We start from the raw sequence: 17,636 nt of genomic DNA, 5'->3' as shown, positions 1-17,636 counted from the left end.
GCCCCCGGGGCGTTGTCAGTGGGGGTCGGTACGGTCTTTCCATGACACAGCACGGCGCTCACATCGTCTGGGACTGGAACGGCACGCTGCTGCACGACGTCGACGCGGTGATGGCCGCGGCGAACGCCTCGTTCGCCGAGGTCGGGCTGCCCCCCATGACCCTGGAGCGGTACCGGGACCTGTACTGCGTGCCCGTCCCGCGGTTCTACGAGCGCCTGATGGGCAGGCTGCCCACCGAGGCCGAGTGGCAGGTGATGGACGCGGCCTTCCACCGGCACTACGCGGCGTACGCGGTGGACGCGGGGCTGGCGGCCGGCGCCCGGGAGCTGCTCGCGGACCGGCAGGCCGCGGGGCACACGCAGTCGCTGTGCTCCCTCGCGCCGCACGACGAGCTGATACCCCTGGTGCGGACGCACGGCATCGAGCGCCACTTCGTCCGGGTCGACGGGCGGACCGGCAGGAGCGACCGGGGCAAGGCCGAGCAGATGGCCCGGCACCTGGCCGCCCTGCGGGGCATGGCGCCCGAGCGGGTGGTCGTCGTGGGGGACGCGGTGGACGACGCCCTCGCGGCGGCGCATGTGGGCGCGAAGGCCGTGCTGTACACCGGGGGGTCGCACAGCAGGGCGAGTCTCGCAACCGCCGGAGTGCCGGTTGTCGACACCTTGACGGAGGCAGTGGAGCTCGCTGAGCGTCTGGTGGAGTGAGGCGGTGCCGGTCGTCGGCCGGCCGCAGGGGAAACGCCGAGGTGGGCAGGGGGAGGACGGGGATGGGTGCGCCGGGATCGACTGCGGGGGTACGGCCGGGGGCGGGTCGCTGTCCAGACCGTCAAAGACACGGGCCGGGTTTTGTACACAATCGGCTCATGACGCGGTCCCCCGGAAGAGCGATAGCCTTACCGGGTGATCAGCGCGATATCCGGCAGGGGCGAGGACGCCTCTGTGCCGCGCCCGGAGCGCCACGGCGCCCGGGCCACCGCTGGTCCCCGGAACCGGACCCGTCCGACGCTCCTGACGTTTCTGACAGAGTTGTCCGAGAACGGCCCGGTCACCCCTCATCCCGGCATACCGTCGAAGTCGACCGGAGAACCGGCGTCGCGGCGTGATGCCTTCACCACCTATGTCACGCAACGGCGCGCGACAGGAGCCAGAGGACATGCAGACCAAGCTGGACGAAGCCAAGGCCGAGCTGCTAGCGCGGGCGGCCCGTGTCGCTGAGAACAGCCCGGCCGGGGGGCAACAACCGACTGGGCCGAACGGTGAGGGCGGGCTTGACCAGGAAACCCTGACCGCGTACCTCCAGCGCTACTACCTGCACACCGCACCGGAGGACCTGACGGGCCGCGACCCCGTCGACGTCTTCGGTGCCGCACTGTCGCACTACCGGCTCGCCGAGAACCGGCCGCAGGGCACCGCCAACGTGCGGGTGCACACCCCCACGGTCGAGGAGAACGGCTGGACCTGCAGCCACTCGGTCGTCGAGGTGGTCACCGACGACATGCCGTTCCTGGTCGACTCGGTCACCAACGAGCTCTCCCGGCAGAACCGCGGCATCCATGTCGTCATCCACCCACAGATGGTGGTCCGCCGTGACCTGACCGGCCGCCTGCTGGAGGTCCTCGGGTCAAGCTGCGACGCCCACGGCACCGGCAAGGACGCCGAGCTGCCGCACGACGCGCTCGTCGAGTCCTGGATCCACGTCGAGATCGACCGCGAGACCGACCGCGACGACCTCAAGCAGATCGGCGCCGACCTGCTCCGCGTGCTCTCCGACGTGCGAGAGGCCGTCGAGGACTGGGAGAAGATGCGCGAGGCCGCACTGCGCCTGGCCGACGGCCTGCAGGACGAGCCCGCCCCCTCCGACCTGCCCGTCACCGAGGTCGACGAGGCCCGTGAGCTGCTGCGCTGGCTCTCTGCCGACCACTTCACCTTCCTCGGCTACCGCGAGTACGAGCTGACGAAGGTCCCCTCCGACGGCGGGGAGGAGGACGCGCTGACCGCCGTCCCCGGCACCGGCCTCGGCATCCTCCGCTCCGACCCGGCGCACACCGTCGACGGACATCACGACGGCCCGCACGCTCCGCTGTCGCGCCCCGCGTCGCCGTCCTTCAGCCGGCTCCCGGCGGACGCCCGCGCCAAGGCCCGCGAGCACAAGCTGCTCGTGCTGACCAAGGCCAACAGCCGCGCCACCGTGCACCGTCCCTCGTACCTCGACTACGTGGGCGTCAAGAAGTTCGACGCCGACGGGAACGTCACCGGCGAGCGCCGCTTCCTGGGCCTGTTCTCCTCGGCCGCGTACACCGAGTCGGTGCGCCGGGTGCCGGTCATCCGCCGCAAGGTGGCCCAGGTCCTCTCCGACGCCGGGTTCACGCCCGACAGCCACGACGGGCGCGACCTGCTCCAGATCCTGGAGACCTACCCGCGCGACGAGCTGTTCCAGACGGCGCCCGACCAGCTGCGCTCCATCGCCACCAGCGTGCTCTACCTCCAGGAGCGCCGCCGGCTGCGGCTGTTCCTGCGCCGCGACGAGTACGGGCGCTACTACTCCGCCCTGGTCTACCTGCCGCGCGACCGGTACACCACCGGCGTCCGGCTGCGCCTGATCGATATCCTCAAGGAAGAGCTCAACGGCACCAGCGTCGACTTCACGGCCTGGAACACCGAGTCCGTCCTCTCCCGGCTGCACTTCGTCGTACGCGTCGAGCCCGGCTCCACGCTGCCCGAGCTGAGCGACGCCGACGAGGAGCGCATCGAGGCCCGCCTGGTGGAGGCCGCCCGCTCCTGGGCCGACGGCTTCGCCGAGACGCTCACCGCCGAGGTGGGCGAGGAGCGCGCCGCCGAGCTGCTGCGCCGCTACGCCCACGCCTTCTCCGAGGGCTACAAGGCCGACCACAGCCCGCGCGGCGCCGTCGCCGACCTCGGCCACCTGGAGAAGCTGGTCGAAGGCGGCCGCGACTTCGCGTTCAGCCTCTACGAGCCGGTCGGCGCGGGCCCCGGCGAGCGCCGCTTCAAGATCTACCGCACCGGTGACCCGGTCTCGCTCTCCGCCGTGCTGCCGCTGCTCAACCGGCTGGGCGTCGAGGTCATCGACGAGCGCCCGTACGAGCTGCGCTGCTCGGACCGGACGACCGCGTGGATCTACGACTTCGGTCTGCGGATGCCCGAGCACGTCGAGGGCGACGACGCCCGCGGCCGCTTCCAGGACGCGTTCGCCGCGGCGTGGACCGGCAGGGCGGAGAACGACAACTTCAACAAGCTCGTGCTGCGCGCCGGCCTCGACTGGCGGCAGGCGATGGTGCTCCGCGCCTACGCCAAGTACCTGCGGCAGGCCGGTACGACCTTCAGCCAGTCGTACATGGAGGACACCCTCAGCAACAACGTCCACACCACCCGCCTGCTGATCAACCTGTTCGAGGCGCGGATGTCCCCGGCGCTCCAGCGCGCGGGCCGCGAGCTGATCGACGGGCTGCTGGAGGAGCTGGACGGCGCGCTCGACCAGGTCGCCAGCCTGGACGAGGACCGCATCCTGCGGGCCTTCCTCACCGTCATCAAGGCCACCCTGCGGACCAACCACTTCCAGCGCGACGAGAACGGGCAGCCGCACGACTACCTGTCGATCAAGCTGGACCCCCAGGTCATCCCCGACCTGCCGGCCCCGCGCCCGGCCTTCGAGATCTGGGTCTACTCGCCGCGCGTCGAGGGTGTGCACCTGCGCTTCGGCAAGGTCGCCCGCGGCGGTCTGCGCTGGTCGGACCGGCGCGAGGACTTCCGCACCGAGGTCCTGGGCCTGGTCAAGGCGCAGATGGTGAAGAACACCGTCATCGTGCCGGTGGGCGCCAAGGGCGGCTTCGTCGGCAAGCGGCTGCCGGACCCGTCGGTGGACCGTGACGCATGGCTGGCCGAGGGCATCGCCTCGTACAAGACCTTCATCTCGGGCCTCCTCGACATCACCGACAACATGGTCGGCGGCGAGGTCGTCCCGCCCAAGGACGTCGTGCGCCACGACGAGGACGACACCTACCTGGTGGTCGCCGCCGACAAGGGCACCGCGACGTTCTCCGACATCGCCAACGAGGTCGCCCAGTCCTACGGCTTCTGGCTCGGCGACGCCTTCGCCTCCGGCGGCTCCGCGGGCTACGACCACAAGGGCATGGGCATCACCGCCCGCGGCGCCTGGGAGTCCGTCAAGCGCCACTTCGGCGAACTGGGCCACAACACCCAGACGCAGGACTTCACGGTCGTCGGCGTCGGTGACATGTCCGGTGACGTCTTCGGCAACGGCATGCTGCTCTCCGAGCACATCCGCCTGGTGGCCGCCTTCGACCACCGGCACATCTTCATCGACCCCAGCCCGGACGCCGCCACGTCGTACGCCGAGCGCCGGCGCCTGTTCGAGCTGCCGCGCTCGTCGTGGGCCGACTACGACACCTCGCTGCTGTCCAAGGGCGGCGGCGTGCACCCGCGGACGGCCAAGTCCATCCCGGTCAACGCGCACGTCCGCGAGGCCCTCGGCATCGAGCCGGGCATCACCAAGATGACCCCCGCCGAGCTGATGAAGGCCATCCTCCGGGCCCCGGTCGACCTGCTGTGGAACGGTGGCATCGGCACCTACGTCAAGGCGTCCACCGAGTCGCACGCCGACGTGGGCGACAAGGCGAACGACGCGATCCGCGTCGACGGCGGGGACCTGCGGGCCAAGGTCGTCGGCGAGGGCGGCAACCTGGGCCTCACCCAGCTCGGCCGCATCGAGTTCGCGCTCGCGGGCGGCCGGGTCAACACCGACGCCATCGACAACAGCGCCGGTGTGGACACCTCGGACCACGAGGTGAACATCAAGATCCTGCTCAACTCGCTGGTCACCGAGGGCGACATGACCGTCAAGCAGCGCAACAAGCTGCTGGCGGAGATGACCGACGAGGTCGGCGAGCTCGTCCTGCGCAACAACTACGCGCAGAACGTCGCCCTGGCCAACGCGGTGGCCCAGGCGCCCAGCCTGCTCCACGCCCACCAGCGGATCATGCGCCGCCTCAGCCGGGACGGCCACCTGGACCGCGCGCTGGAGTTCCTGCCCACCGACCGGCAGATCCGCGAGCGGCTCTCCGCCGGGCGCGGACTGAGCCAGCCGGAGCTGGCGGTCCTGCTCGCCTACATCAAGATCACCACCGCCGAGGAGCTGCTGGCTACCGAGCTGCCGGACGACCCGTACCTCCAGCGCCTGCTCTACGCCTACTTCCCGGGCGCCCTGCGCCAGTCGTTCGGCGAGCAGATCGACAGCCACGCGCTGCGCCGCGAGATCGTGACGACCGTGCTCGTCAACGACACGGTGAACTCGGGCGGTTCGACCTTCCTGCACCGCCTGCGGGAGGAGACCGGGGCCTCCCTGGAGGAGATCATCCGGGCGCAGACCGCCGCCCGCGAGATCTTCGGCCTGAGCGGGGTGTGGGACGCGGTCGAGGCGCTGGACAACGTGGTCGCGGCGGATGTGCAGACCCGAGTGCGGCTGCACTCGCGGCGGCTGGTCGAGCGCGGTACGCGCTGGCTGCTCAACAACCGGCCGCAGCCGCTCCAGCTCGCCGAGACCATCGCGTACTTCCGCGACGGCGTGTCGACGGTCTGGGCCGAGCTGCCCAAGCTGCTGCGCGGTGCCGACCTCGAGTGGTGGCAGTCCATCCACGACGAGCTGACGGAGGCCGGGATCCCCGGCGAGCTGGCCGTGCGGGTCGCGGGCTTCTCGTCCGTCTTCCCGGCGCTGGACGTCGTCGCCATCGCGGAGCGCACGGGCAAGGAGCCGCTGTTCGTGGCGGAGGTCTACTACGACCTCGGCGACCGGCTGCACATCACCCAGCTGATGGACAAGATCATCGACCTGCCGCGGTCCGACCGCTGGCAGTCCATGGCCCGCGCCTCGATCCGCGAGGACCTGTACGCGTGCCATGCCGCGCTGACCGCCGACATCCTCTCGGTGGGCAACGGGTCCTCGACGCCGGAGCAGCGCTTCGCGGCGTGGGAGGAGAAGAACGCCCCGATCCTCACCCGGGCGCGGACCACGCTCGACGAGATCCGCGGTTCGGACTCGTTCGACCTGGCCAATCTGTCGGTGGCCATGCGGACGATGCGCACCCTGCTGAGGACGCACAGCTGATCGGACACCGCTGAGGGGCGGCCCCGGGGACACCACCCCGGGGCCGCCCCTTTTCGTCCTTCTTCACCCTTCCGTTCCTGCCGGTTCCGCCGGCGTTGGCGGACCGGCCGCCCGGCCCTGCTGTGCTGGGCCCGGTGGTTCCCTACGGTGGAGGTGCGGTGGTCTCGGGGTGGTACGCGGCCGGGTCGTCCGGTGTCCCGGCGGGCGCGTCGTGAGGGCGGCCGTGCCGCGGCCCGCCGCCGGGGAGCGCCCGGAAGACCCACGCCCGGTACGCCCAGAAGCGGAACAGGGTGGCGGTCCCGATGCCCAGGAACTTGAAGACGTTGCTCTGGAAGGGCGACCCCCAGCCGAAGCCGTAGGTGGCGATGTAGAGCACGCCGTTCTCGATGACCAGGCCGAGGGCGCTGAAGGCGGCGAAGAGCACCACCTCCCGGCTGCGGCGGCCCTTGTCGCGGTCGCGGTAGGTGAAGTACCGCAGGCCCAGGTAGTTGAAGGCGATGGCGACGACGGTGGCGACCACGCTGCACCGGACGACGGGGAGCCGGGTGATGCCCCGGCACAGGTTGAAGACGCCGAAGTTGACGAGGATCCCCAGCGCGCCGACGGTGCCGAATTTGGCGAACTCCTGTCCGAGTGCCAGCAGCCTCGCCGTGCCGGGCAGGCGTCGCCGCCCCGGCCCGCTCGCCGTCATCTGTCGCAAGGGCATCTCCCGATACGGTCGCCACGCATAGCGGACATTGCACGCAGACAGCTGATTGTAGTGTAATTTCCCGCGAAAACTAACGCAGTGCGACGATGCGACGACGATGCGCGAGGACAGTGGCATGACAGAGGCGGTACTGCTCGTCGGCGGCAAGGGCACTCGGCTCCAGCCGCTCACGCTGAACACACCCAAGCCCATGGTCCCGGCCGCCGGGGTGCCCTTCCTCGCCCACCAGCTCGCCCGGGCGCGGGCGGCCGGCGTCGAGCACGTCGTCCTGGCCACGTCGTACCTCGCGGAGGTCTTCGAGCCGTACTTCGGCGACGGCTCCGCGTACGGCCTGCGGATCACCTACGTCACCGAGGGCGAGCCGCTCGGCACCGGCGGGGCGATCCGGGGGGCCGCCGACGCGCTGACCACCCGCCCGGGCGAGCCGGTGCTGGTCTTCAACGGCGACATCCTCACCGGTCTCGACATCCGGGGCCTGCTCCGGCACCACGAGCGGGTGCAGGCCGACGTCACCCTGCACCTGACCCGGGTGGCGGACCCCCGGGCCTACGGACTGGTCCCCACCGACGCCGCCGGCCGGGTGCTGGCCTTCACCGAGAAGCCGCGACACCCGGACGAGATCGTCACCGACCAGATCAACGCCGGCTGCTACGTCTTCCGGCGCGAGGTGATCGACTCCATCCCGGCCGGCCGGCCGGTCTCCGTCGAGCGCGACACCTTCCCCGGGCTGCTGGACGACGGCGCGCTGCTGCACGGCGTCGTCGACGCGTCGTACTGGCTGGACCTGGGCAGGCCCGCCTCCTTCATCCAGGCCTCCGCCGACCTCGTCCGCGGCATCGTCCGCTCCCCTGCCGTGCCCGGCGAGCCGGGGGAGCACCTGGTCCTGCCCGGCGCCCACGTCGAGCCCGGGGCCCGGCTGAGCGGCGGCACCGTCGTCGGCGCGGGGGCCCATGTCGCGGCCGGCGCCGAGGTCGCGGGGTCCGTCGTGCTGGACGGCGCGCGGATCGAGGCGGGCGCGCGGGTGCGGGCCTCCATGATCGGCACGGCCGCCCGGGTGGGGCAGCGCACCGTGCTGGACGGCGCCGTCATCGGCGACCACGCCGAGATCGGCGCCGACAACGAGCTGCGCGAGGGGGCCCGCATCTGGTGCGGCACCGCCATCCCCGACGCGGCGATCCGCTTCGGTGCCGCTTGAATGGGGACCTGTCGTCAGGACGACCTCTCCGCCCCCGCACCCCTACCGACGAGGACAGTTCAATGAACGCTCCGCACACGCCCGCCGTTCTGACCCCCCTGCCCGCCGAGTGGGGCCGCACCGTGACGACCGTGGTGATGCCCACGTACAACGAGGCGGAGAACCTGCCGATGATGGCGGAGGCGCTGATGGCGCTGCCGCTGGAGGGGCTGCGGCTGCTGGTCGTGGACGACAACAGCCCGGACGGCACCGGCACGGTCGCCGAGCAACTGGCCGAGAAATACCACGAGCCCGGGCGCCCGCGCGTCGCCGTGCTGCACCGCACCGCCAAGGAGGGGCTGGGTCGGGCGTACGCGGCCGGCATGGCGCGGGCGGTCGAGGACGGCGCCGCGTACGTCCTCCAGATGGACGCCGACGGCAGCCATCCGGTCGGCAAGGTCGCCGAGATGCTCGGCGTCGCCCTGTCCACCGGCGCGGACGTCGTCGTCGGCAGCCGGTACGTGCCCGGCGGCACGCTCTCCGCCGCCTGGGGCGCCCACCGCAGACTCCTCTCCCGCTGGGCCAACGCCTACGCGGGCACCATCCTCGGCACCCGGCTCCGCGACATCACCGGCGGCTTCAACCTCTGGAGCGCGGCGGCGCTGCGCTCCCTCGACCTGGACACGGTCGACAGCGCGGGCTACAGCTTCCAGGTCGAGACCAAGTACCGGGCGCTGCGGGCCGGTTTCACCGTCGTGGAGGTGCCGATCCACTTCGAGGACCGGACGGTGGGCGAGTCGAAGATGAGCCTGGGGGTGCAGCTCGAATCGGTCGCCATGCCCTGGCGGCTGCGCGCCAAGGAGGTCCGGCCGGGCGGTGGGCGGACCCACTGAGCCGCGCGCCGTGACGACCCGGACGGAGGCCCCGCCGGCCGCCGGCACCACCACCGGCCTGCCGTACCGCGCCCTGCTGGCGGCGGCCCTGGTTCCGGCGGTCCTGCTGCTGGCCGCCGTGGTGCGGCTGCCGTGGGCCGGGGACCTCGGGATGCACGCGGCCGTGGTGGAGCGGCTGCGCGCGGACCTGCTGCACCCGGGCCATCCGCTGGTGGACGCGGACGTCCCCAGCCCCTACTACTCGCCATGGATGGTCCTGCTGGCCCTGCTCGCCTCGGCGACCGGTGCGAGTGCGCCGGCCGTGCTGCACCTGGCCGCGTTCGCCGGCCTCGTCGCGTTCGGCACCGGCCTGCGCGCGTTCGTCCGTACGCTGACCGACCGGCGCGCGGCGGTGCCGCTCGCGCTGCTGTGCGTGCTTCTTCTCTACGGGACCCGGCTGTTCGCGTGGAGCGGCGTGCCCGGCCTCACCTCGCTCGCCCTGACCGTCGCGTATCCGAGCACGCTCGCGCTGGGGCTCGCGCTGCATCTGTGGGCCCTGCTGCGCCGGGCGGCCGCCGAGCGGTGGGGGACGGTCCGCTTCCTGGGGCTGGGGCTGCTGCTCGCCCTGGTGCTGCTGGTGCATCAATTCACCGGCGCGGTGGCGCTGTTGGGGGTGATGGCGGTGCTGCTGGGGGCGCGGCCGTGGCCTCCGCGCGCCGTGTGGGCGCGGGCGGGCGCGGGGGCGGTCCTGGCCGGGGCGGTCCTGGCGGCCTGGCCGTACTACTCCTTCTCCGCGCTGTCCGGCGCGGACGGTCTCGACGGGATCCACCGGCCGCTCTACGAGCATCTGGCGAGCAAGTTCTGCCTGGTGGGCCTGGGTGTCGTGGCGCTCGGCGCCCGCTGGTGGCGCGACCGCCGGGACCCGCTGGCCCTCCTCTTCGTCCTGGGCCTGGCGGTCTTCGCCGCGGGCGGTCTGAGCGCCCACTGGTCGTGGGGGCGGATCCTGCCCGCCGTCCTGCTCCCGGCCCAACTGGCCCTCGCCGTCGAGGCGGCCGGAGCGGCGGGCCGTCGGGCGGGGCCGGCCGTGGCCGCGGTGACGGCGTCGGCGCTGCTGGCGGGGGCCTGCGTGCAGGCCGGAGCGGTGGCCTACGCCCTGCCGGCCCGGGCCGCCCGGGCCGTACGGGCCCACGTCCCCTCGATCGCCCCGTGGCCGTCGTTCGCCTGGGCGGCCCGGCCGGTGCCGGCGGGGGCGACGGTGATGACCGACGACTACTACGCGCTGCGGATGCTGCCCGCCTACGGGCCGTACACCGTCGCCCCCGCCTACCCGGACGTGTTCCTGCCCGACGTACGGGAGCGCTGGGAGGCGACACGGCGCTACTACGCGCCCTCCGCAACCCGCGCACAACGGCTGGGCGCCCTCCGGGAGTACGGGGCGCGATGGGTGCTGCAGAAGGACGGCGGGCCCGGCCTGCCGTCGGACGACCCGGCTCTGCGGCGCGCCGCCCGGGGCCCCGGAGGACTGATGTTGCTGGAGGTGGAACGATGAGTGCGCCGGACGAAGGACCTCCGGGCCGGGACGGTTTCGCGCGCTGGATCACCGGCCGGGCCTCGTGGCCGGTGCTGTCGGCCGCGCTGCTGGTGTACGTGCTGAGCGCCGGCCGGATGCTGGGCGTCCACCGCGCGGGCATGGACAACGCGGTCGTCGTCCGGGCCGCCCGCGCACTGCTCGACGGCGGCTCGCCGTACGCGGACAAACGGTTCCTCTATCTGCCGGGCGCGGTCTTCGCGGCCCTGCCGCAGGCGCCGCTCTCCAACGCGACCCTGGGCCGCGTGGTGCCGTTCGCCACCGCGGCGCTCGTGCTGGCCGGGGTCCTGCTCGCCCTGCGGATCTTCGACGTCCGGGCGGACAGCCGGCTCGCCGCCGCCCTGACCGCCGGGCTCGGGCTGTTCCTGCCGTTCCAGAGCATCGTCCACCTCGGCAACTGGACGGCGGCCTCGGCCGTCGCCTTCCCCGCCGCGCTGCTGCTGGCCCGGCACGGCCGGTGGACCGCGGCCGGCGTGACCGTCGGCGCGGCCATCGCCCTCAAGCCGATGCTCGTGCCCCTGCTGCTGCTCTTCCTGCTCGCCCGCAGGTGGCGGGCGCTGGCCTGGGCGGCGGTGCTGCCCGCGCTGGTGTCCCTGGCGGCGGCGCTCGCCATGCCCCGGCCCGGGCTGTTCCTCACCAAGACCCTGCCGTTCCTGCTGCACGGGCAGGACGACTACGCGCGGCCCTTCGACGCCTCGTGGTCCGCCGTCCTGCCCCGGCTGGGCGTCCCCCGGCCCCTGGCGTTCACGCTCGCGGCCGCCGCGGCCGTGGCGGTGCTCGCCGTCGCGCGGCTGCGCTGGCGGCGCGGTGGCCACGAGGCGCTGCGGCTCGTGGAGTGCGGATCACTGCTGATGCTCGCCGCGTTCCTCGTGTCCCGGCCGTCGTTCCTGCACTACGCCCTGGTGATCGTGCCGGCGCTCGTCGCGTCGGTGGTGGTGCGCGGGGCGGCCGTGCGCTCCGTGTGGTTCTGGATGGCCCTGCTGCCCCAGCTCGCCGATGTGGCCTGGCCGGAGCTGGGGAGCGCGCGGCGGCACGCCTTCAAGGACGTCATGATGTTCACCGGCATGGCGGCGGTGCTCGCCCTCGCCGCCTGGCGGAGGGCGCCGGAGACCGCTCGGGGGGTGACTGTCAGTGGTGTCACCTACTCTCTGAGTAGTGATCCGGGTCCCCGGAATCCTTCCGGGATGCCACGGGATCCTTCCGAGATGAGGTGACTTGTGCCCGCCGCGCCCCCGCGTCCCGTCCCCGACGTCAGTGTCGTCGTCATCGTCCACAACGACGCCGACCGGCTGCCGCGCGCCGTGCGGTCCGTCCTGACCCAGTCCCTGCGCAACCTCGAAGTGATCGTCGTGGACGACTGCTCCACCGACGCCACTCCGGACGCGGTCCGCCGGCTGGCCGCCTCCGACCCCCGGGTACGTGGCCTCCGGCTGCCGGTGAACAGCGGCGGCTGCGGGACGCCGCGGAACGCGGGCATCGACGCCGCCCGCGCACCGCACCTGATGTTCCTCGACAGCGACGACGAACTGCCGTACCACGCCTGCAAGTCCCTGCTGCTCACCGCGGAACGGACCGGTGCCGACCTGGTGGCCGGCGAGGTCACCCGGCTCTTCGAGGCGAGCGGCACCACCGGCCTCTGGTACCCGCGGCTGTTCACCGAACCCCGCGTCGTGGACGGCATCGAGGCCGCCCCCGAGTACTTCCTCGACCACCTCTCCACCAACAAGCTCTACCGCGCCGACTTCCTCGCCCGGCACCGGCTGCGCTTCCCCGAGGGCATCCACTACGAGGACCAGTACTTCAGCGCCCGCGCCTACGTCCTCGCCGAGCGCTTCGCCGTCGTCCCCTGGTCCGTCTACACCTGGCGGCTGGCCGCCGACCCCGACACCCTCTCCATCACCTCCAGCCGGCACCGCATCCGGAACGTCGCCGACCGCGTCGCCGTCTCCCGGCTGACCGACACCTTCCTGGAGGAGACCGGCCGCACCGCCCTCAGACCGGCCAAGGACGAGGCGTTCCTCCGCCACGACCTGCGCCTCTACCTCGGCGACCTGCCGTTCCGCGACCGGCGGTGGACCGAGGAGTTCGCCGCGGTCGTCACGCCCTGCCTGGAGGACGCCGACCCCCGCGCGCTCGACGCCCTGACCCGGGAACAGCGGATCTGCCAGTACCTGCTGCGCGCCGGACGGTACGACGAGGCCGCCGACTGCGCCCGCACCCTCGACCGGCCCAGGATCGCCCCGCGCAGTACCGTCCGCCACGAGGGGCGCACCTACTGGGGGGCCACCGCGCCGGCCGACGCCCACGAGGCCGAAGAACTCGACATCAGCGACTGGCACTTGGAGGACCAGCCCTTCGCCACCGGTCCGCTGCGCCACGAGGTGGCCCGCGTCGAACCGCACGGGACCCGGCTGCGGATCACCCTGCGCACCTACGACCCGGGCGGGCTCCTCGCGGGCCCCGCCGACGTCACCGCCGAACTGCGCGTCGCCGCCCGGGCCGCACCGCTCGTCGTCCCCTTCGGCTACGCCCCGGCGCCCGACGACGCCGCCGTCCGTACCGCGGACCTCGTCCTCGACCTGGCCCGGGTCCCCCTCGGGCCCAAGGGCTTCGGGGGCCGCCGCCACCCCGTGGTGGCCCTCGGCCGGCTGGGCCTGCACCGCACCGACCCCGTTCTCGCCCCCGCCGGTCACCCCGTGCTGCGGGCCCGGATCGGCGGGCACGACGTGCGCGTCGGCTGCGAGGACCGCGGCGCGGGACGGCTGGAGATCCACTGGGAGCGCACCGGACCCCGCGCCCGGGCAGAGGCCCTCGCGCCGCACCTGGAGCCCGTCCGCGCCCGCTTCGGACGGCTCACCCGCCGTGTCACCGGGCCGGGCGCCAAGGCCCTGGTCTCCCACGAGCTCCACCGCCTGCCCGTCGACGAGGAGCTCGTCGTCTTCGAGGCCCTGGAGGGCCGCGGCTACGCCGACAGCCCCCGCTACATCCACGAGGAACTCCTCCGCCGCGACCTCCCGCTGTACGCCGTCTGGTCGTACACCGGCAGCCGCGCCGGCTACCCCCGGGGCGTGCCGCTGGTCCGGCGGGGCAGCTGGGAGTACGTCCGGACGGTCGCCCGCGCCCGCTACTGGGTCGACTCGCACGGCTTCCCCGCCCACATCCCCAAACGCCCCGGCACCCGCTACCTCCAGACCTGGCACGGCCAGGCGCTCAAGCACATGGGCTTCGACACCCCCGAACTCCGGCTCGCCGGGCCCGCACGGCGCCGGCGGCACCGGGCCATGGTGGACCGCTGGGACGCGCTCATCGCCCCCAGCGAGGAGTTCGAACGCACCTTCGTCCGCGGTAACGAGTACACCGGGGAACTGCTGCGCGCCGGGCTCCCGCGCAACGACGTGCTGGTCCGGTGGAACGAGCCCGCCCAGCGCGAACGGGCCGTCGCCGCCCGCGAGCGGCTCCAGATCCCCGACGGGAAGAAGGTGCTGCTGTACGCGCCCACGTTCCGCGACGGGGCGCGCGCCAGCGGCGAGTCGATCCGCGTCGACCTGGAGGACCTGGTGCGCCGGGTGGGCGACGCCTGGACGGTGGTGGTCCGGCCGCACTACTACGAGCGCTTCACCGTGGCGCGGGAGATCGGCCACGCGGTGCGCGACGGACGGGAGTTCACCGACCTCAACGACCTGCTGCTGGCCTCGGACGCGCTGCTCACCGACTACTCGTCCGTCGTGTTCGACTACGTCAACCTGGGCCGCCCGGTGCTCCTCTACACCGACGACTACCCGGCCTACCGGTCCACCCTCCGCGGCACCTACTACGACCTGGCGGACATCGCCCCCGGCCCGCTGCTCACCGGGACCGGGGAACTCGCCGCCGCGCTGGGGGACCTGGGCGCGGTGCGGGAGGAGTGGGCGGGGGCGTACGAGCGGTTCCGGACGCGGTTCAACCCTTACGAGACCGGACACGCCGCCAAGGCCGTGGTCGACCTCTTCTTCACGGGAGGCGCGCGATGAACCGGCCCCCCGGGACCCGGCGCTCCTCCGGCGCCCGGCGCAACCTCTTCCTCGTCGGCGTCGACGTGGACTCGATGGGCGGCTCCCAGCGGGTCCTGCACACCCTCGCCCAGGGGTTCGCGGAACGTGGGCACCGGGTGGAGCTGATCGGTATCCGGCCGAGCCCCGAGCCGCACACGTACCACGCCCGTCCGGCGTACCGGCAGGCCACGCTCCACCGCGCGCCCGCGGCGCCCGCCCCGGCCGCCGCGACTCCGGCGGAGCGGCTGCGCCCGGCCCGGCTGCGGGCCGTGCGGGCCGCGCGGCGGGACGGGGAACGGGCCCGCGAGCGGCTCGCCCGGCGGTTCGCCGCGGTGCGGCACGGTTACGTCATCGTCGGCTCGCCGTGGGCGGTGGACTGGCTGCGGACCGTGGACCGGCCGCATCTGAAGGACATCGGCCAGTACCACGAGTCGTTCGCGCAGGCCGCCGCGTCCGCCAACCTCCGGCTGATCCTGCGGCACTACCCGGCGCTGGAGAAGGCGGTCTTCCTCAGCGAGCCGGACGCCGAGGAGTTCCGCCGCCGGCGGTTGCCCAACGCGGTGGTGGTGCCGAACCCGCTGCCCTTCACGCCCGGACCGCCCGCGCCGCTGGACACCCGGTGCGTCGGCGCGGTCGGCCGGCTGGAGCCCGTCAAGCGGCTCGACCGGCTCGTCGACGCGTTCGCCACGGCCTGCGCCGGACAGCCGGCCTGGGAGCTGCACTTCTTCGGCGACGGCCCGGAGGAGACCGCGCTGCGCGAACGGGCCGTGCGGCACGGGATCGGGGACCGGGTCCGCTTCCGGGGCACCGTGCGGGACATGGCCGCCGCCTACCGGGAGCTGTCCGTGGTGGCGCTCACCAGCGAGTGCGAGGGGCGGCCCATGGCTCTGGCGGAGGCGTCCGCCTGTGGGGTGCCGTGCGTGAGTCTCGATCTGTCGGGCGGGGTACGGGAGTTGGTCGACCACGGGCGGACAGGGCTGCTCGTGCCGCCGGGGGACGAGGACGCCCTCGCGGCCGCGCTGGAGGAGCTGATGCGGGACGCGGTGCTGCGGGAGCGGTACGGGCGGGCCGCGCGGGAGCACGTGGCGCCGTTGGCGCTGCCGGGGGTGCTGGACCGGTGGGAGGAGCTGTTCGAGGAGGTGGACCGGTGAGGTGGGGGTGGGGTGGGCGGTTGATGCGGGGCGTGGGGGTGGGAGGTGATCGGAGCCGGTGGGTGGGGCGGGTACTTCGGGCACGGCGAGTGCTTCGGGTGCTCCGGGTGCGAATGGCGGGGCGGCGGGTGCGGGCGTGTCGTGGGCCGGTGCGGCTGGTGCTGGTGCGGGTGCGGGGAGTGCTGAGGCTCAGCGGGCCGGTGTCGATCCGGGGATCGCTGGGGCGGCCTCTAGTTCCGCTGGTTCCGCCGGAGCCTTCGGGCGGCGATGAGCAGTGCGCTCCGCACCCCGGTGGCGATCCGCAGGGCGAGGGATCCGCTCGCCGACGCGTACGGGCGTACCAGCAGGACCCCGTGGCGCGCGCTCGGCAGGGCTCGGCGCCGCAGGCCGCCGCCGGTGGCGCGGACGGCGGTGCGGATGGCTCCGCCGTGCGTGCAGCGCAGCCGTACGCGCAGGTCCCAGGTGCACGGACCGCGGCCGCTCCCGGGGGTGGCCAGGAGGCCCAGGTCGATCCGCGGCCGGGCGGTCCAGGACGGGCCCTCGGCGGTCAGGCGAGCGCTGAACTCCAGCGTCGGGCCGCCGTCGCGCGGGCGCAGTTCGACGTCCACGGTGTGCGGCCGGGCCGCGGCGAGCCGTCCGTAGAGCTCGTGGGCGCGGAGGTGGAGTTCCGCCCGGGGAGGGCCGGTGAGCAGGCGGAGGGTCGCGTCGACGGTCACCGGCAGTCGGCGGGCCGGTGCGGCGCCGGGGCCGACGAGGCCGTCGAGGGCGACGGCGGGCAGGTCGTCCGCCCAGACGGGCCCGACCGGGCCATGGGCGTAGGGCGGCAGCAGCCGGGCCGGGCGGGCGGCGAGCTGGGCGAGGCGGTCCAGGTCGCGCGGGGCGGCCGCGGCCAGCACGACCCGGGCGATCCAGCGGGCGGGGGCGCGCGCGGCGGCCAGTTCGGCCTCGGCGTAGCCGGCCAGGCAGTCGCGGGTCGCGCGCCACCAGGCGTGCCGGTAGCCGTCGCTGCGGGCGGGCAACTCCCGGATGTACATGCGCAGATCGTGGTCGAGGAACTTCACGCGGGCCGCCCGCGCCAGCGGTTCGCGGCCGGCGGCCCGGTAGATCTCCACCCCCCTGCGGTGGGCGCGGAGCCTGGACTGCCAGTTGCCGATCCGGTCCCGGTCGAGCGAGATCGACGGCCGGCGGGCGCCGCGCCGTACGTGCCAGACGTAGACGGTGTCGGGGACGGTCGCGATGCGCGGACCGGCGGCGAGGAGGCGGGCGCTGAAGACGAAGTCCTCGTAGGGATAGGGACCTTCGGGGAACGCGATGCCGTACTCGGTGAGGAAGCGGCGGTCGTAGAGCTTGTTGACGCAGAGGGTGTCGTGGAGGAGCGCGGGATGGAGCTCGGGGGAGTCGTGGAGCGCGGCGGTGCGGTAGAGGCCTGGCTGCCAGCGGGTGTCGAGCCGCTGGGGGAGTTCGCGGCGGACGCACAGACCGGCGGCGACAGGTGCGTCGTGGCGCAGGGCGGCGGCCAGGAGCGCGGCGACCGCGCCCTGGGGGAGGACGTCGTCGCTGTCGAGGAACATCACGTACGGGGCCCCGGCGGCCCGTACGCCGTCGTTGCGCGGGGTGCCGCAGCCGCCGCTGTTGACGGTGCGGTGGATGACGCGCAGCCGTGGATGGCGGGCGGCCAGCCGGTCGAGGACGGCGCCGGTGCCGTCCGTGGAGGCGTCGTCGACGGCGATGACCTCGGCGACGACGGTGCCCTGGGCGAGGGCCGAGCACACGGCGGCGGCGATGTGCGCGGCGTCGTCGAAGCCGATGACGACCACGCTGACGAGGCCGGTGGGCAGGGTGTCGGGAACGTGCGGCCGGGCAGGGGTTCCGCTCTCGTTCACTGTCACGAAAGACATTTTTATCCGCTGAGCAGAACAAATGTGGTGATTCTGGGCCCGGGTGTGCCGGGGCAGGGGCCGGATGGCCGGGCC

At 73.5% G+C, this 17,636-nt stretch carries 10 protein-coding genes; 8 read left to right on the top strand and 2 right to left on the bottom strand.

Going from position 1 to position 17,636, the window contains the following annotated elements; all coding sequences use genetic code 11:
- Positions 1 to 41 precede the first annotated feature (41 nt).
- Entirely contained in the window at positions 42 to 704 is a 663-nt protein-coding gene (locus HN013_RS26345; protein ID WP_171170462.1) for an HAD family hydrolase, read from the top strand.
- Between the two features lie 448 nt (positions 705 to 1,152).
- Positions 1,153 to 6,138 (top strand): NAD-glutamate dehydrogenase, encoded by a 4,986-nt coding sequence (locus tag HN013_RS26340; RefSeq protein ID WP_171170460.1) that lies wholly within the window; start codon positions 1,153 to 1,155, stop codon positions 6,136 to 6,138.
- Between the two features lie 142 nt (positions 6,139 to 6,280).
- Here HN013_RS26340 and HN013_RS26335 read toward each other — a convergent pair whose 3' ends face one another.
- Entirely contained in the window at positions 6,281 to 6,844 is a 564-nt protein-coding gene (locus tag HN013_RS26335) for a GtrA family protein (RefSeq protein ID WP_398980770.1), read from the bottom strand.
- Positions 6,845 to 6,962: 118 nt separating this feature from the next.
- On the opposite strand from HN013_RS26335, the gene HN013_RS26330 reads away from it, so the two are divergent.
- From HN013_RS26330 to HN013_RS26305, 6 genes are all read left to right on the top strand, one after another.
- Complete coding sequence (locus HN013_RS26330) at positions 6,963 to 8,042, top strand: sugar phosphate nucleotidyltransferase (protein WP_171170458.1); 1,080 nt, start codon at positions 6,963 to 6,965, stop codon at positions 8,040 to 8,042.
- A gap of 62 nt (positions 8,043 to 8,104) precedes the next feature.
- The gene (locus HN013_RS26325) at positions 8,105 to 8,914 is read left to right on the top strand and encodes a polyprenol monophosphomannose synthase (RefSeq protein WP_171170455.1); all 810 of its coding nucleotides are present in this window, start codon (positions 8,105 to 8,107) and stop codon (positions 8,912 to 8,914) included.
- Positions 8,898 to 10,442, top strand: coding sequence for a hypothetical protein (locus tag HN013_RS26320; RefSeq protein ID WP_171170453.1), 1,545 nt, complete (start codon positions 8,898 to 8,900; stop codon positions 10,440 to 10,442). The genes HN013_RS26325 and HN013_RS26320 overlap by 17 nt, the downstream gene beginning before the upstream one ends.
- Positions 10,439 to 11,695 carry a glycosyltransferase 87 family protein gene (locus HN013_RS26315; RefSeq protein ID WP_171170451.1) on the top strand — a complete coding sequence of 419 codons (1,257 nt, stop codon included), beginning with the start codon at positions 10,439 to 10,441 and terminating at the stop codon, positions 11,693 to 11,695. The genes HN013_RS26320 and HN013_RS26315 overlap by 4 nt, the downstream gene beginning before the upstream one ends.
- Positions 11,696 to 11,698: 3 nt before the next feature.
- Positions 11,699 to 14,491: a CDP-glycerol glycerophosphotransferase family protein gene (locus tag HN013_RS34015; protein WP_171170449.1), complete on the top strand. Its 2,793-nt coding sequence runs from the start codon at positions 11,699 to 11,701 to the stop codon at positions 14,489 to 14,491.
- Positions 14,488 to 15,663: a glycosyltransferase gene (locus HN013_RS26305; RefSeq protein ID WP_171170447.1), complete on the top strand. Its 1,176-nt coding sequence runs from the start codon at positions 14,488 to 14,490 to the stop codon at positions 15,661 to 15,663. The genes HN013_RS34015 and HN013_RS26305 overlap by 4 nt, the downstream gene beginning before the upstream one ends.
- Before the next feature lie 230 nt (positions 15,664 to 15,893).
- On the opposite strand, the gene HN013_RS26300 is transcribed toward HN013_RS26305, so the two are convergent.
- Positions 15,894 to 17,546, bottom strand: coding sequence for a glycosyltransferase family 2 protein (locus tag HN013_RS26300; protein ID WP_312018720.1), 1,653 nt, complete (start codon positions 17,544 to 17,546; stop codon positions 15,894 to 15,896).
- Positions 17,547 to 17,636 lie beyond the last annotated feature (90 nt).

Origin of the sequence: Streptomyces sp. I05A-00742, assembly GCF_013055795.1 — a bacterium.
Taxonomy (GTDB): Bacteria; Actinomycetota; Actinomycetes; order Streptomycetales; family Streptomycetaceae; genus Streptomyces.
Note: the sequence above shows the minus strand (reverse complement) of the source record. Positions and strands in the feature narration are given on the sequence as shown.

Bases quoted from the DNA above. Each gene is read 5' to 3' on its own strand.
- HN013_RS26345 (WP_171170462.1), top strand. From the start codon at position 42: ATGACACAGCACGGCGCTCACATCGTCTGGGACTGGAACGGCACGCTG.
- HN013_RS26340 (WP_171170460.1), top strand. From the start codon at position 1,153: ATGCAGACCAAGCTGGACGAAGCCAAGGCCGAGCTGCTAGCGCGGGCG.
- HN013_RS26335 (WP_398980770.1), bottom strand. From the start codon at position 6,844: ATGCCCTTGCGACAGATGACGGCGAGCGGGCCGGGGCGGCGACGCCTG.
- HN013_RS26330 (WP_171170458.1), top strand. From the start codon at position 6,963: ATGACAGAGGCGGTACTGCTCGTCGGCGGCAAGGGCACTCGGCTCCAG.
- HN013_RS26325 (WP_171170455.1), top strand. From the start codon at position 8,105: ATGAACGCTCCGCACACGCCCGCCGTTCTGACCCCCCTGCCCGCCGAG.
- HN013_RS26315 (WP_171170451.1), top strand. From the start codon at position 10,439: ATGAGTGCGCCGGACGAAGGACCTCCGGGCCGGGACGGTTTCGCGCGC.
- HN013_RS26305 (WP_171170447.1), top strand. From the start codon at position 14,488: ATGAACCGGCCCCCCGGGACCCGGCGCTCCTCCGGCGCCCGGCGCAAC.